The sequence below is a fragment of the Streptomyces sp. AC627_RSS907 genome (genome assembly GCF_019049165.1).
In genome coordinates, this window is record NZ_JAGMUE010001528.1 from 1 (window position 1) to 557 (window position 557).

At 74.5% G+C, this 557-nt stretch carries 1 protein-coding gene; it reads right to left on the reverse strand.

Going from position 1 to position 557, the window contains the following annotated elements:
* The coding region (locus KUM32_RS42825) for a solute carrier family 23 protein (RefSeq protein ID WP_302185281.1) at positions 1 to 557 on the reverse strand (557 nt) is incomplete at both ends.

The following is a 557-nucleotide window of genomic DNA, read 5'->3' on the forward strand; positions in this document are numbered from 1 at the left end:
GTCGGTACCGGTGGCGGCGCCGAGCCGGCCGGCTGGTCGGACGGGGTCGCTGGCGTCGGGCTGCCCAGGTGGTTGAAGGCGAGGTTGAGGGCGACGGCCACGAGGCAGCCGGTGCTGATCCCGGAGTCCAGGACGACCAACACGTCGGCGGGGAAGGCGTGGTAGAAGCCGGGCGCGGCGACGGGGATCAGGCCCACGCCGAGTGCGGTGGCCACGATCAGCGCGTTCTCGCCCCGGTCGAGGTCCGCCCGCGCCAGGGTCTGGACGCCGCTGGCGGCGACCGAGCCGAAGAGCACGATGCCCGCGCCGCCCAGGACCGGCAGCGGGACCAGGGATATGACGGCCGCGGCGACCGGGAACATGCCCAGCAGGACGAGGATGCCGCCGCCGGTGGCCACCACGTACCTGCTGCGTACGCCCGTCATCGCGACCAGGCCGATGTTCTGCGCGAAGGCGCTGGCGGCGAAGCCGTTGAAGACCGGGCTGACGGCGGTGCCGAGGGCGTCGGCGCGCAGCCCGCCCTCCAACGTCCGGCCGTCCGCGGGCCGGTCCACGAT